Annotated in this window: 11 protein-coding genes; 5 read left to right on the top strand and 6 right to left on the bottom strand. The window is 73.0% G+C overall.

Annotated features, from left to right (window positions below; genetic code table 11):
* Positions 1-34 precede the first annotated feature (34 nt).
* Positions 35-2,188: a S9 family peptidase gene (locus ABTZ03_RS07040; RefSeq protein WP_350511838.1), complete on the bottom strand. Its 2,154-nt coding sequence runs from the start codon at positions 2,186-2,188 to the stop codon at positions 35-37.
* Positions 2,189-2,500: 312 nt separating this feature from the next.
* On the opposite strand from ABTZ03_RS07040, the gene ABTZ03_RS07035 reads away from it, so the two are divergent.
* The 5 genes from ABTZ03_RS07035 (at position 2,501) to ABTZ03_RS07015 (ending at position 8,660) form a co-directional block, all read left to right on the top strand.
* Entirely contained in the window at positions 2,501-2,695 is a 195-nt protein-coding gene (locus ABTZ03_RS07035; protein ID WP_350511837.1) for a DUF2304 domain-containing protein, read from the top strand.
* 30 nt (positions 2,696-2,725) lie between these two features.
* The gene (gene mshB, locus ABTZ03_RS07030) at positions 2,726-3,664 is read left to right on the top strand and encodes an N-acetyl-1-D-myo-inositol-2-amino-2-deoxy-alpha-D-glucopyranoside deacetylase (protein ID WP_350511836.1); all 939 of its coding nucleotides are present in this window, start codon (positions 2,726-2,728) and stop codon (positions 3,662-3,664) included.
* A complete protein-coding gene (locus tag ABTZ03_RS07025) occupies positions 3,661-4,119 on the top strand; it encodes a DUF6113 family protein (protein WP_350511835.1) in 459 nt (152 codons plus the stop codon). Before mshB ends, ABTZ03_RS07025 begins: the two co-directional genes overlap by 4 nt.
* A gap of 239 nt (positions 4,120-4,358) precedes the next feature.
* Positions 4,359-6,803: a peptidoglycan binding domain-containing protein gene (locus ABTZ03_RS07020; protein WP_350511834.1), complete on the top strand. Its 2,445-nt coding sequence runs from the start codon at positions 4,359-4,361 to the stop codon at positions 6,801-6,803.
* 135 nt (positions 6,804-6,938) lie between these two features.
* Complete coding sequence (locus tag ABTZ03_RS07015) at positions 6,939-8,660, top strand: ABC transporter family substrate-binding protein (protein WP_350511833.1); 1,722 nt, start codon at positions 6,939-6,941, stop codon at positions 8,658-8,660.
* A 21-nt stretch (positions 8,661-8,681) separates the two neighbouring features.
* On the opposite strand, the gene ABTZ03_RS07010 is transcribed toward ABTZ03_RS07015, so the two are convergent.
* The 5 genes from ABTZ03_RS07010 to ABTZ03_RS06990 form a co-directional block, all read right to left on the bottom strand.
* Positions 8,682-9,731, bottom strand: a complete 1,050-nt coding sequence (locus tag ABTZ03_RS07010; protein WP_350511832.1) for an ABC transporter ATP-binding protein — start codon at positions 9,729-9,731, stop codon at positions 8,682-8,684.
* Positions 9,732-9,887: 156 nt separating this feature from the next.
* The gene (locus ABTZ03_RS07005; protein WP_350511831.1) at positions 9,888-11,009 is read right to left on the bottom strand and encodes an ABC transporter ATP-binding protein; all 1,122 of its coding nucleotides are present in this window, start codon (positions 11,007-11,009) and stop codon (positions 9,888-9,890) included.
* Positions 10,999-12,051 carry an ABC transporter ATP-binding protein gene (locus tag ABTZ03_RS07000; RefSeq protein WP_350511830.1) on the bottom strand — a complete coding sequence of 351 codons (1,053 nt, stop codon included), beginning with the start codon at positions 12,049-12,051 and terminating at the stop codon, positions 10,999-11,001. The genes ABTZ03_RS07005 and ABTZ03_RS07000 overlap by 11 nt, the downstream gene beginning before the upstream one ends.
* A 16-nt stretch (positions 12,052-12,067) precedes the next feature.
* A complete protein-coding gene (locus ABTZ03_RS06995) occupies positions 12,068-13,066 on the bottom strand; it encodes an ABC transporter permease (RefSeq protein WP_502894401.1) in 999 nt (332 codons plus the stop codon).
* Positions 13,059-13,985: an ABC transporter permease gene (locus ABTZ03_RS06990; RefSeq protein ID WP_350511829.1), complete on the bottom strand. Its 927-nt coding sequence runs from the start codon at positions 13,983-13,985 to the stop codon at positions 13,059-13,061. Before ABTZ03_RS06990 ends, ABTZ03_RS06995 begins: the two co-directional genes overlap by 8 nt.
* Positions 13,986-13,997: the final 12 nt, after the last annotated feature.

Genomic DNA, 13,997 nt, shown 5'->3' with positions numbered 1-13,997 from the left:
GGGCCGGCCGTCGAATCCGCTGGTCGGGTGGGCCCTACAGCCCCAGCGAGCGCTTCACGAAGTCGACCTGGAGCAGCAGCAGGTTCTCCGCGACCTCCTCCTGCGGCGTCATGTGGGTGACGCCGGACAGCGGCAGCACGGTGTGCGGGCGCCCGGCCGCGAGCAGCGCGGAGGAGAGCCGCAGGGTGTGGGCGGCCACCACGTTGTCGTCGGCGAGGCCGTGGATGATCATCAGGGGGCGCTCCAGGCCGGCCGCGTAGCCGGTCAGCGAGTTCTCCCGGTACACCTCGGGGCGCTCGGCCGGGTGGCCCAGGTAGCGCTCGGTGTAGTGGGTGTCGTACAGCTCCCAGTCGGTCACCGGCGCCCCGGCCACGGCCGCGTGGAACACGTCCGGGCGGCGCAGCACGGCGAGCGCGGACAGGTAGCCGCCGTACGACCAGCCGCGGATCGCGACCCGGTCGAGGTCCAGCGGGAACTCCCCGGCGAGCGCCCGCAGCGCCTCGACCTGGTCGTCCAGGGTGGCCCCGGCGAAGTCGAAGGCGATGGACTTCTCCCAGGCCGGCCCGCGCCCGGGGGTGCCGCGGCCGTCGGCGACGACCACCGCGAAGCCCTGGTCGGCGAACCACTGCGAGTTGAGGTGCGGGTTGTGCGCCTGGACCACCCGCTGGCCGTGCGGGCCGCCGTACGGGTCCATCAGGACGGGCAGCAGGCCGTCCCGCTCCCGGTCGTAGCCGGTGGGCAGGAAGACCGCGGCCGGGATGCGGCGCTCGCCGGCGAAGCGGAAGACCGGGCGGGCGGTGATCACCGGGGTCTCGGCGTGCGAGGCGATGACGGCCACGTCGTCGACCACCACGCCCTCCGGGAGGTCCCGGGCGACCTGCACCAGGGTGCCGGGCAGGTCGGGCTCGGCGGTGGCCCGGACGGTGATCCCGCCGGCGTGCACCGCGCTGGTGACCGAGGTGAACGGACGGCCGTTGGAGGACTCCCAGGCCAGCTGCCGGCCGTCGTGGCCGATCCGGCCGACGGCGATCCAGCCGGGCTCCGGGTCGGTCTCCGCGACGCCGCCGGAGGCGCTGAAGAACACCTCCCGCTCGGTGACCGCGATCACCGAGCGCAGGTGCAGGTCGGGCCCGGTGACGACCCGGTCGCCGACCACCAGCGCCCGCACTCCCCCCTCGTCGGAGATCCGGACCAGCTTGCCGTCCGGGGTCCAGGCCGGCACGCCGGGGAAGGCCTCCAGCCAGGCCTCGTCGCGCTCCTCGAACAGCAGCTCGGTGGCGCCGGTGGCCGGGTCCAGGCCGAGGACCTGCTGGGCGCGCTGGTCGCGGGACTGGACGAGCAGCAGCGGCGCGCCGCCCTCGGACCAGTGCACCCGGGCCAGGTACGGGAAGGCCTGACGGTCCCAGACCACCTCGGTGCGCCCGCCGTGCAGGTCGAGGACGAAGAGGGCGACCTCGGCGTTGGCGGTGCCGGCCGCCGGGTAGGCGACCTCGGCGGGCTCTCTCTCCGGGTTGGCCGGGTCGGCGATCCACCAGCGGCGCACCGGGCTGTCGTCGGCGCGCTCGACCAGCAGCCGCTCGCCGTCCGGGGACCACCAGAAGCCGCGGCTGCGGTCGATCTCCTCCTGGGCGATGAACTCGGCCTGGCCCCAGGTGACGTTCGGGCCGTCCGGCTCGGCGAGCGCCCGGTCGCCGCCGCCGTCGGTGCGGGTCAGCCGCAGTTCGCCGGCCGTGTTGGCGTACGCGACGTGGGTGCCGTCCGGGGACGGCCGCGGGTCCAGCAGCGGCCCGCGGGCGGGCAGTTCGGTGGTGGCGCCGGTGCCGAGGTCGGCGGTGAACAGCCGGCCGGACAGCGCGAAGGCGGCCAGGGCGGCCTTGGCGTCCAGGGCGTAGCCGACGATCCCGGCCGAGCCCTCCCGGCTGCGCTCGCGGCGGGCCTTCTCGGCCGGCGAGAGGTCCTCCTCGCCGCCGCCGAGCAGCGCGGCCGGATCGGCGGCGATCCGCTCCTCGCCGGTGGTGGTGTCGAGGGCCCAGAGCAGGTTGGCCCGGTCCTCGCCGGACCGGGAACGGAGGAAGACGACCCGCGAGCCGTCCGGTGCGACGGAGAAGGAGCGGGGGGCGCCGACGGTGTAGCGCAGGGTCCGCGCGTACTGCCGGGGGAAGGTGTCCGCAGGGGTGTGGGAGGTCATGGCACCAGACCCTACGACGGCGGACTCCCACGGCCGGGTGACTGACGATCACTCGTTCGGAGCATCCCTCCCGAGTACGCCCCAAAGGCCCCCAAACCCGCTCCGACCGGCCCATGCGCCCCAGGAGTGCCCCTGTGCCCCGGCGCGCGTGGACTCACTGAATGTAATGCTCCCCTTACCCATCGGGTATGACTGGTCAGGCGAGTGATCGTCGGGCCCCGTCCCGGACCCCGGTCACCCGACCCCGGTTCCCGTACGGTCCCACGGCCGCCCTCCGCGGAGGGCGGCGCCCGAGAAGGGGTATGAGCCCACATGGCCATGAACATCTCCGCAGCCGTGCTGATGCTCGTCATCGTGGCGGTGCTGATCCGCCGCTCCGGCCTCAAGCTGGCGCACGCCGTCGTCTGCGCGCTGCTCGGCTTCTACCTGGCCTCCAGCTCGATCGCGCCGTCGATCAGCCAGGTCACCAGCAACCTCGCCGGGATGATCAACGGCCTGAAGCTCTGACCCCGCAGTCGCGGTCGTTAGGCTTCCCCCATGACCGCGACTACCGGCCGCCGCCTCCTCCTGGTGCACGCCCATCCCGACGACGAGTCGATCGGCAACGGCGCCACCATGGCCAGGTACGCCGCCGAGGGCACCCGGGTGACGCTGGTGACCTGCACCCTCGGCGAGGGCGGCGAGGTGATCCCGCCCGGGCTGGCCCATCTGACGGCCGATCGGGAGGACACCCTCGGCGCGTACCGGATCGGCGAGCTGACCGCGGCGATGGACGCCCTCGGCGTCGCCGACTTCCGCTTCCTCGGCGGCCCGGGGCGCTACCGCGACTCCGGGATGATGGGCGTGCCCGAGAACGACGTCCCCGGCTGCTTCTGGCGGGCCGACGTGGACGAGGCCGCGGGCCACCTGGTCGCGGTGATCCGCGAGGTGCGGCCGCAGGTGCTGGTCACCTACGACGAGAACGGCGGCTACGGACACCCGGACCACATCCAGGCGCACCGGGTCGCGATGCGGGCGTACGAACTGGCCGCCGACCCGGCGTACGCCCCGGAGTCGGGCGCCCCCTGGCGGATCGCCAAGGTGTACTGGAACCGGATGCCCCGCTCGGTGCTCGACGCCGGGCTCGCCGCCACCGCCGCCGCGGCGCGCTTCCCCGGCACCGCCCGACCCGCCGACGTCCCCGGGGTGGTGGCCGACGAGGTGGTCACCACCGTGCTGGACGGCGCCGGCCACGCCGGGCGCAAGGCCGCCGCGATGGCCGCCCACGCCACCCAGATCACCGTGGACGGCGACTCCTTCGCGCTCTCCAACCACCTCGGCCAGCCGCTGTTCGCCACCGAGTACTACCAACTGGTGCGCGGCCAGGCCGGGCCGGAGCGGCCCGAGCGCGACCTGTTCGCGGGCCTCGACCACCAGCCGGCGCCGCAGGCCGCGACGCCGCACGACCCGACTCCGAGCGAGGGGAACGCCCGATGACCGCGCCCGCCGCCAAGCCGAAGCGCCCCTCCGTCGCGGTGGCCGTGCTCGGCACCCGCGAGGAGCGACTGGCCGAGCCCCAACCCCCGCGCGCCGCCCGGATCGCGGCGTATGTCCTGTTCTTCCTGCTGGGCGTCGCGGTGTCGGTCTGCGGATCCTTTGTGCAGGCCCTGTGGCCGCCCGTGGGGGTTCTGCTGGCGCTCGCCGCCACCGCCGCGACCTTCTACGCCGGCCTGCGGGTCACCGGCACCCGGCTGGGCGCCGCGGTCCCCGCGGGCGGCTGGTTCCTGGCGATGCTGCTGATGATGGTGCCCCGGCCGGAGGGCGACAACGTGCTGTGGTCCAACGCCACCTCGCTGGCCTGGCTGTTCGTCGGCTCGATCCTCGGCGTGATCTGCGCCACCCTGCCCACCCGCACCAGCTGGTTCCCCGGAGTGCCCAACCCCCCTCGCTGAGCCCGGTCGACGGCCGCGTACGGTAGCGCGCACAACGCGCAGTCAGGACCACTCCGCCGTACTCTCATACCGGAGGAACCGGACGTATCAGGATCTGTCCGAAGCCGTTCACCGCTCAGTTCTTCCCAGTATGGTGGTCCCGCAGTACGTCGTACCCGACCGCCGTTTGCCCCAGGCCCGGCGACCACGAACCGCGGTCGCGCCGCACGGCCCGCCCGCGAACCCGGAGCAGAGCAGCATTGAGCAGCCGCGAATCTGACAACGCCAACCCGACGCCCCGGCGCACGGGTCCGGACGCCTACCCGTCGGGCACGCCGCCCTACGGCACCCCGGGCCCGGGCTTCCCCGGCGGCGACCGGGCCGCGGCCGACACCGGGTCGGGCGGCGAGGACGACGGTCCGAAGACCGAGACCACCCTGACCACCCGGGTCCGGATCAACATCCCCGGCTCGCGCCCGATCCCGCCGGTCGTCGTCCGCAGCACCGTCAAGAACGAGACTGCCAGGAACGATGACGGCCCGGCCGAGCAGGCCCCGGCCGCCGACCCGGCCGGCCCGCGGCACCGCTCCGCGCCCGCCTCGCCGGTCTCGCCCGTCCTCGGCGTGATGGAGGGCGGCGGACCCCAGGGCACGCCGCCGAACCTGCCGCCGGAGTGGCAGATCCCGCCGATCCCGCCGGCCACCTCGGAGTCCGAGTCCACCGGTGCGTGGTTCCGGCCGCGGCAGAAGAAGGCCCCGGCCGCCGAACCCGCCCCGGCCGCCGTGCCGGCCGGTGCCCCGACCAGCCCGGAGGCCCCGGCCGGGCCGGGCGCCGCCGAGGCCCGTCCGCAGGCCGCCCCGAACGGTGCCCGCCCGGCTCCGGCCGCCGACCGGACCCGGCCGGACGGCCGCCCGGTGCCGGCCCAGGGCAAGGCCCCGAACCCGGGCACCGGGCCCGCCCCCGCCGCCCCCGGGTCGCCGTACGGCGCCCAGGCCCCGGTGGAGGAGCCCGGCGTGTACGAGGCCACCGGCCCGTTCGCGCCGGTCGCCGACCCGTTCGCGCCGACCGACCCGTTCGCCCCGACCGCTCCGACCGGCCCCGACGCCGGTGCGCGCGGCCCGCGCGGCGACCGTCCGCAGCGGCAGGCGCCCCAGCAGGGCGGCCTGCCCCAGAACGGCCTCCCCCAGCGCGCGCCCCGGGCCGACGGAACCCGACCGGGCGGCCCGCAGCCGGGCGGTCCGCTGCCCACCGGCCCGCTGCCGGGCGGTGGCCCGCAGGCCGGGCCGAACCCCGAGGACACCTCGGTGGACGGCTTCGCGCCGATCCGCGAGAACACCCCGCCGCCCGCCGCCATACCCGGCCTGCCCCCGCACGGCACCGACGGCCGCCCGCAGCCGGGCCTGTTCGCCTCGGCACCGACCGGCACCGACCCGTTCGCCGCCCAGCGCCCGGCCGGCCCCGGCCAGGACCCGTTCGCCACCCCGGCGACGCCCGGCGGGCTCTTCCCCGGCGCGCCCCAGCCCGCCGCGCAGCCCGCCCCCGGCGGGCCCCGGCAGGCCGACCGCGACCCGGAGGCCACCGCAGTCACCCCGCTGCCGACCCCGGCCCCCGGCCCCCAGGCCGGCCCCGGCGCCGGTCCCGTCCCCGGCCCGGGCGCTGTCCCCGGCCCGGGTGCCGTACCCGCGCCCGGCCCGGTGCCCGCCAAGGCCAAGGCCGAGCCGGCCGCCCCCGCCAAGGGCAAGGCCAAGCGCGGCGGTGCGAAGAAGCTGGTCAAGCTCGGCGTCTACGCCGTCGGCGGGGTGCTCTTCCTCGGCGCCGCCGCGTACGGCACCGGCCTGATGCTCAACCAGTCCGACGTCCCCAAGGGCACCGTGGTGCTCGGCACGGACATCGGCGGCAACGGCCGCGACCAGGCGATCCACGCGCTGGACGAGTCGGTCGGCAAGGTCGGGCAGCAGCCGCTCAAGCTGAAGATCGGCGACCAGTCGGTCGACCTCGACCCGACCGTCGCCGGGCTCGGCTTCGACACCACGGCCACCGTGGACGGCCTCGCCGCGCACAGCTACAACCCGGTCGACGTGATCAAGTCGATCAAGGGCGGCACCAAGGCCGTCGCCCCGGAGGTCCGGGTCGACCGCGCCAAGCTCAAGGCCGCGCTGGACTCGCTGGCGGCTGGCTCCGGCCAGGGCCTCCAGGAGGGCTACGTCAAGTTCGCCGACAACGGCGACCCGGTCGTGGTCCCCGGCAAGGCCGGCCAGGCGGTGGACTCCAACGCCGCCGTCGACGTGGTCGAGCAGGCCTACCGCGACCGCGCCGCCGGCAAGCCCGACCAGCCGATCGCGCTCGCCGTCACGGCCGCCCAGCCCAAGGTCTCCACCCAGGCCCTGCAGGCCGCCGCCGACAGCCTCGGCAAGCAGGTGACCAGCGGCAAGGTGCACATCGTGGCCGGCATCAAGTCCTGGGACTTCGGCCCCAAGACCGCGGCCAAGGTGCTCACGCTCGCCCCGGACGCCTCCGGCAAGATCGCCCCCAAGTGGGACCTCGACGCGCTGAGCACCCAGCTCAACGGCGTGTTCGACAAGGTGAAGGCCAAGAAGAACGGCCAGACCGCCGCGATCACCCCGCAGGACGTCGCGGACGCCGTCACCTCGCTGTTCGACAAGACGGGTGACAAGGAGCGCACCTTCAAGTTCACCGTCGCCTGACGAACCGGACACGAACGAGGGGCGGGCCCGCCGCATCGAACGGATGCGGTGGGCCCGCCCCTCGACAACTCCCCCTCCCGGTCAGCAAGATGTGACGCCACACCATCCGCCACAGTCACCCCGGGAGTCACGCCGATGGGCCGCCGCCTCCAGCACCACCGGACGGCACTGCTCGCCGGTCTCACCGTCCTGACGCTCTCCCTCGCGCTCTGCTCCTGCTCCTCCGGGACGGACGGCACCGCCGCCTCCGACGCGGTGCCGGGCGCCACCGGAATGCCCAAGCTCACCTCGGTCGACATCAACGCCCACGACCGCGGCCGGCTGCGCCAGGGCGGCACCCTGAACCTGGCGATCGCCCAGTTCTCCCACCAGTGGTCGCCGATCCACACCGACGGCACCGAGTCCTCGACCGTCGCGGTCGCCAAGCCGCTGCTGCCGACCTTCTTCCGCTCGGACGCGGCCGGCACCCAGACCGTCAACCCGGCCTACCTCCAGGAGGCCCACGCCGAGGTCAGGGACGGCCGCCAAGTGGTCACCTGGACGCTCAACCCGAAGGCCCACTGGTCCGACGGCACCCCGATCACCTGGCGCGACATCGAGGCCAACTGGCGTGCCATGAACGGCAAGGACCCGGCCTACCGCCCCTCCAGCACCTCCGGCTTCGAGCTGGTCGACTCGGTCGAGCGGGGCAAGGACGACTTCCAGGCCGTGATGACCTTCGACCGGCCGTTCTCCGAGTGGCAGTCGATGTTCAACAGCGCCGCCAACGCCCCGCTGCTGCCCGCGAGCAGGGTCGCCACCCCGGACCTCTTCAACTCGGCCTACCTGGACGCGATCCCGCTCACCGCCGGCCCGTTCAAGGTCGACCGGCTGGACCCGGCCGCCCAGACCGTCACCCTGGTCGCCGACCCGACCTGGTGGGGCGACAAGCCGATGCTGGACCGGATCGTCTTCCACGCCATGCTGCCCGACGCGATGCGCACCGCCTTCGCCAAGGGCGCGATCGACCTCCTCGACAACGGCCCGGACCTGGCCGGCTACCAGGCCATCAGGAACACCAAGGGCGCGGCCGTCCGCCGGGCCGGCGGCCCGGACTTCCGCCAGCTCACCCTGAACGCCCGGTCCCCGCAGCTCGCCGACCCGACCGTCCGTCAGGCGGTCTTCCAGGCGATCAACCGGGACGCCCTGATCCGCACCGACCTCAACGGCCTGGACTGGCCCGCCGTCCCGCTCAACAACCACCTGCTGGTCGCCAACCAGAACGGCTACCGCGACAACTCGCTGGGCCTGTCCCGCTTCGACCCGGCCGAGGCCGCCCGCAAGCTGGACGCGGCGGGCTGGAAGCTCGACGGCGACGTCCGGAAGAAGGACGGCCGCGAGCTCGATCTGCGGATGGTCGTCCCGGCCGGGGTCACGGTGGCCCAGAACGAGACGGCCGCCCTCACGAAGATGTTCAAGGACGTCGGCATCAAGCTCACCCCGGTGACCGCCGGCCCCAACGAGTTCTTCGACAAGTACGTCAACCGCAACGACTTCGACCTCGCCGCCTACGCCCTGCTCGGCACCCCGTTCCCGGCCAGCGGCAGCCGCGCGAGCTACGTCCAGGGCAGCGCCACCAACCGGGCCGGCGCGGGCAGTCCGGCGGTGGACGCCGCCCTCGACCGGGCGGCCGGCGCGACCGACGCGGGCAGCACCTCCGAGGCGATCAACCAGGCCGACGGCGAGCTCTGGAAGGTGGCCGGCGTGCTGCCGCTCTACCAGCGCCCGCAGCTGTACGGCGCCCGCGCCGACCTCGCCAACATCGGCGCCCAGGGCCTGTCCGACATCGTCTGGGAGAACGTCGGCTTCACCAAGTAGCGGCCCCGGACCCCGCCCGGCTCAGCCGTGCAGGGTCTCCCGCCAGTAGTGGCAGGCGCTGCGACGACCCGGCAGCTCGGCGCCGTGCTCGTCCGCGATCGGCACCAGCGGCGGGAGTTCGGTCCGGCAGAGGTCCTGCACCCGGTCGCAGCGCGGGTTGAAGGCGCAGCCCTCCGGGATCCGCAGCAGGCTGGGCGGCAGGCCCTTGATGGCGTGCAGGTCCTGGCCCTTCTGGTCCAGCCGCGGGATGGAGTCCAGCAGACCCCGGGTGTACGGGTGGGCCGGCCGCGCGTACAGCTCGTGCACCGGCGCGGTCTCGACGATCCGGCCCGCGTACATCACCGCGATCTTGTCCGCGACGTCGGCCACCACGCCCAGGTCGTGGGTGATCAGGACCAGCCCCATGTTGAACTCGGCCTGCAGCTCGGCCAACAGGTCCATCACCTGGGCCTGCACCGTCACGTCCAGCGCGGTGGTCGGCTCGTCCGCGATGATCAGGTCGGGCTCCAGGGAGAGCGCCATGGCGATCATGATGCGCTGCCGCATCCCGCCGGAGAACTGGTGCGGGTAGTCGCCGACCCGCTGCCTGGCGGCCGGGATCCGCACCCGCTCCATCAGCTCGACGGCCTTGGCCTTCGCCTCCGCCCGCGACAGCCCCTGGTGCACCCGGTACATCTCACCGAGCTGGTAGCCCACGCTGAGCACCGGGTTGAGGGCGGACAGCGCGTCCTGGAAGATCATCGCGATCCTCCGGCCCCGGACGGTCCGCCGGAGCCGGGGACTCATGGTCAGCAGGTCCTCGCCGCGGAACAGGATCCGCCCCGCGGTGATCCGCGCGGGCGGCGCGTCCAGGATGCCCATGACCGCCTGCGCCGTCACCGACTTGCCGGAGCCGGACTCGCCCAGCACCGCCAGCGTCTCCCCCGCCGCCACCGAGTAGCTCACCCCGTTCACGGCCCGGGCGACACCGTCCTGGGTGTGGAACTCGACGTGCAGGTCCTCGACCTCCAGCAACGGGGTCCCGGGCACCAGGTTCTCCCGGCCGCCGCCGGTCACCTCCACCACGTCCATCCGGGCAGCCCTCCTCCGCGCAGCAGCGAGCAACGACAGGCGCAGAGCAACTATCAAGGAACGGCGTGCACTTGGGGAGTGCGCTGCAGATCTCGGTTCCATCACGGCGGAGGGCGCGCCCTCCGTTCGGAGGACGCGCCCTTCGTACCGCACGGGTCAGTCGGCGCTCTGCCCGTCTTCGCGCTCCGCCGCGCTCTGCTCGATCTCGCGCTCCGCGGCGAAGTGACAAGCCGAGTCGTGCACCGCCGCCCCCGCCAGCCACCCCGGGGCGGCCAGCAGCGGCACCTCCACCGCACACCGCTGCTCCGCCTTCCAGCAGCGGGTCCGGAACCGGCACCCGGAGGGCGGGTTGGCTGGCGAGGGCACGTCGCCGGTGAGCACGATCCGGTCCCGGGTCTCGCGCGCCGTCGGGTCCGGCACCGGCACCGCGGAGAGCAGCGCCTGGGTGTACGGGTGGGTGGCGTGGTCGTAGATCTCGATGTCGCTGCCGATCTCGACCATCCTGCCCAGGTACATCACCCCCACCCGGTCCGAGATGTGCCGGACGATGGAGAGGTCGTGGGCGATGAACATGTACGAGAGGTTGAACTCGCCCTGCAGCTGCTCCAGCAGGTTGATCACCTGCGCCTGCACCGAGACGTCCAGCGCCGAGACCGGCTCGTCGCAGATGATGATCTCCGGCTTGAGCGCCAACCCCCGGGCGATGCCGATGCGTTGACGCTGACCGCCGGAAAACTGGTGCGGGTACCGGTTGATGTACTCCGGGTTGAGCCCGACCACGTCCAGCAGGTCCTGGACGGCCCTGCGGCGGTCGCCCTTGGGCGCCACCTCGGGGTGAATCCGGAACGGCTCCCCGATGATGTCGCCGACCGTCATGCGCGGGTTCAGCGAGGTGTACGGGTCCTGGAACACCATCTGGATGTTGCGCCGGACGGCCTTCAGCGCCGATCCCGACAGCCGGGAGATCTCCTCCCCCTTGTACCGGACGGACCCTCCGGTGGCCGGTTCCAGGTTCATCAGCACCTTGGCCAGCGTGGACTTCCCGCAGCCGGACTCGCCGACGACGCCGAGCGTCTCGCCCTGCCTCAGGTCGAAGCTGACCCCGTCCACCGCCTTGACCGCGCCGACCTGCTTCCTGAACAGCACGCCCTTGGTCAGCGGGAAGTGCTTGACCAGGTCCCGGACCTCCAGGATCGGCTCGCCGCGCGGCACCGGCTGCTCGAAGGCGATCCCCTCCGGCACCACCGCGCCCAGCGCGCTGGACCCGTTAGCGGCCATGGAGGGTCTCCTTCCAGAAGAAGCAGGCGCTGCCGCGCCCGGTCAGCGGCAGCCCGTCGTCGCCCTCGACCGGGAACAGCTCCGGCACGTCGGTCCGGCAGACCTCCTGCGCCCGGGGGCAGCGCGGGTTGAAGGCGCAGCCCCGGGGGATCCGCAGCAGGTTGGGCGGCAGGCCCTTGATGGCGTAGAGCTCCTGGCCCTTCTGGTCCAGCCGCGGGATGGAGTCCAGCAGACCGCGGGTGTACGGGTGCGCGGGCCGGGCGTAGAGCTCGTGCACGGGCGCGGTCTCGACGATCCGGCCGGCGTACATCACCGCGATCTTGTCCGCGACGTCGGCGACCACACCGAGGTCGTGGGTGATCAGGATCAGCCCCATGTTGTACTCGGCCTGGAGTTCCGCGAGCAGGTCCATCACCTGGGCCTGCACGGTGACGTCCAGGGCGGTGGTGGGCTCGTCGGCGATGATCAGGTCCGGTTCCAGGGCCAGCGCCATGGCGATCATGATGCGCTGGCGCATGCCCCCGGAGAACTGGTGCGGGTAGTCGTTGACCCGCTGCTTGGCGGCCGGGATCCGCACCCGGTCCATCAGCTCGACGGCCCTGGCCTTGGCCGCCGCCCGTGACAGCCCCTGGTGGGCCCGGTACATCTCACCGAGCTGGAAGCCCACGCTGAGCACCGGGTTGAGGGCGGACAGCGCGTCCTGGAAGATCATCGCGATCTTCCGGCCGCGGATCCTCCGCCGCTCCTCCTTGCCCATCTTCAGCATGTCCCGGCCGCGGAAGCGGATCTCCCCGCGCGGGATCCGGGCCGGCGGCATGTCCAGGATGCCCATGATCGCCTGGGCGGTCACCGACTTGCCGGAGCCGGACTCGCCCAGCACCGCCAGCGTCTCCCCGGCCCGGACGCTGTAGTCGACCCCGTTGACGGCCCGGGCGACGCCGTCCCGGGTGACGAACTCGACGTGCAGGTCCCGGACGTCGAGCAGCGGCCCCTGGTAGGGCGCCTCCCGCCCGGTCCGGCCGGTGTCCACAGCTGTACTCACGACGCGCTCCCCTCGCTCAGCGAAGCTTCGGGTCGAGGGCGTCGCGCACCGCGTCGCCCAGCATGATGAAGGCCAGCACGGTGACGGAGAGCGCCGCGGCCGGGAAGAACAGCACGTACGGTGCCGTGCGGATCACCTTCTGGGCGGAGGAGATGTCGATGCCCCAGGAGATGGTCGGGTCCTGCAGACCGATGCCGAGGAAGCTCAGCGTCGCCTCGGTGGCGATGTAGCCGCCGAGCGCGATGGTGGCGACGACGATCACCGGGGCGATCGCGTTCGGCAGGATGTGCCGGAACATCAGCCGTCCGGTCCCGGCGCCGAGCGCCCGGCCGGCCATCACGTAGTCGGACTGCTTGACGGTCAGCACCGCGCCGCGCATGACGCGGGCGATCTGGGTCCAGCCGAGCACGCCGAGGGCGATCACCACGCTCCACACCGTGCGGGTGGCGAAGGCGTTCAGCAGCACCAGGGCGCCGAGCAGCAGCGGGATGCCGAAGAAGATGTCGATGATCCGGGAGATCACCGCGTCCACCGCGCCGCCGAAGTACCCGGCGACCATTCCGGTCAGCCCGCCGAGCACGGTGACCGCGGCGGTCACGAAGACGCCGACGGTGATCGAGGCGCGGGCCCCGTACACCACCCGGGCGAAGATGGAGCGGCCCTGCGCGTCGTAGCCGAACCAGCCGGCCCCGAACACGTCGCCCCAGTTCGGCCGGCGCAGGTAGTCGTTCACCAGGTCGGCCCGGCGCGGGTCGGCGTCGGTGAAGGCGTACGGGAAGACCGCCATCACCACCAGCAGCAGGATCAGCACCGCGGAGATCAGGAAGATCGGCCGCCGGCGCAGGTCCCGCCAGGCGTCGCCCCAGAGGCTGCGGGCCTCCTCCCGCTTCTCCACGTCGCGTTCGACCAGGGTGTCCTGCTCGACCGCCATGCCCTGTTCTCCCGCGTAGTCCAAGCGCGCGACGCCGGGCTTGGGGTTCGGCTTGGTCGAGTCCTCGTCGTGCAGGTCAGGCATAGCGGATCCTCGGGTCCAGGACCGCGTAGAGCAGGTCGACGAGCAGGCTGGCGACCAGGTAGACGATCACCAGGACGGTCACGATGCCGACCACGGTGGGCCCTTCCTTGGTGTTGATCGCCCGGTACAGGACGTTGCCGATGCCCTGCACGTTGAAGATGCCCTCGGTGACGATCGCGCCGCCCATCAGGGCGCCCAGGTCGGTGCCGAGGAAGGTGATCACCGGGATCAGCGAGTTGCGCAGCAGGTGCCGCAGCACGATGGTGCGCCGGGGCAGGCCCTTGGCGACGGCCGTGCGCATGTAGTCGGCCCGCAGGTTCTCGCCGATCGAGGTCCGGGTCAGCCGGGCCACGTACGCCAGCGAGAGCGAGCCCAACACCACGGCGGGCAGCACGAGTTGGGACAGGTCGTAGCTGTCCTGGACGGTCGGGGTGACCCAGCCGAGGTTGGTGGCGAAGACGGTCTGGGCGATGTACGCCAGCACGAAGACCGGGATCGAGATCACCACCAGGGTCAGGATCAGCACCAGGGTGTCCGCGACGCTGCCGCGCCGCAGCCCGGAGACCAGACCGAGGGCGAGGCCGAGGACCATCTCGAACACGAAGGCCAGCAGCGCGAGCCGGATGGTGACCGGGAAGGCGCCGGCCATGATGTCGGAGACCGGGCGGCCGGTGAAGCTGGTGCCGAAGTCGCCCTGGAACAGGTTCCCCATGTAGTGCAGGTACTGCTTCCAGACCGGCTGGTCCAGGAAGTACTTGTGCTTGATGCTGGCCACCACGGCCGGGTCGGCCGCCTTCTCCCCGAACAGCGCCGCCACCGGGTCACCCGGCAGCGTGTAGACCATCAGGAAGATCAGCAGCGTGGTGCCGAAGAACACCGGGATCATCTGCAGCACCCGCCGCAGCACGTAACTGCCCATCCGAGCCTCCTT

It is taken from the genome of Kitasatospora sp. NPDC096077, from assembly GCF_040303245.1.
Taxonomy (GTDB): domain Bacteria; phylum Actinomycetota; class Actinomycetes; order Streptomycetales; family Streptomycetaceae; genus Kitasatospora.
Note: the sequence above shows the minus strand (reverse complement) of the source record. Positions and strands in the feature narration are given on the sequence as shown.